Source organism: Larkinella sp. C7, assembly GCF_006149005.1.
In the GTDB taxonomy this organism is placed as follows: Bacteria; Bacteroidota; Bacteroidia; order Cytophagales; family Spirosomataceae; genus Larkinella.
In genome coordinates this window covers 1-445 of sequence record NZ_VBSL01000162.1, presented here as the reverse complement: position 1 = coordinate 445, position 445 = coordinate 1, and the positions used below count along the sequence as shown (strand labels likewise).

Sequence of the window (445 nt, the reverse complement as noted above, 5' to 3'; positions counted from 1 at the left end):
CAATACCGTCTTTAACCCAAATAATTTTTTCTAAGTTAAGGTGGTTCTTTAATTTGACCTCAATCTCTTCCTTAGTCATATCTGGATTACGACCAGGACTGAGCAAACACATCTCAGTCGTGATGAGGGTTCCTTCACCATCAACCGTGATAGAACCGCCTTCTAGAACGAAATCATCCGTCCGATAAGTATCAATGCCTTCGATTTCGCAAATCTTTTGAGCAATTTGCTCGTCCTTGTCCCAAGGGAAATAAAGACCATCTACCAGACCACCCCAAGCGTTGAAGGTCCAGTCGTTGGCGCGAATTTGACCTTGGTCATTTACCAAGAAGGTCGGGCCAGAATCCCTTACCCAAGAGTCATCACTGGCGATTTCAACAACCCTGACTTGACTAGGAAGCTGAGCCCTAGCATTTTGATATTGGCTAGGGTTAACACACATGGT

General features: G+C 44.7%; 1 protein-coding gene. It reads right to left on the bottom strand.

Annotated elements, in window-relative coordinates; translation table 11 throughout:
- A partial coding sequence (locus FH871_RS34905; RefSeq protein ID WP_171063041.1) for an agmatine deiminase family protein occupies positions 1–445 on the bottom strand: 445 nt, incomplete at both ends.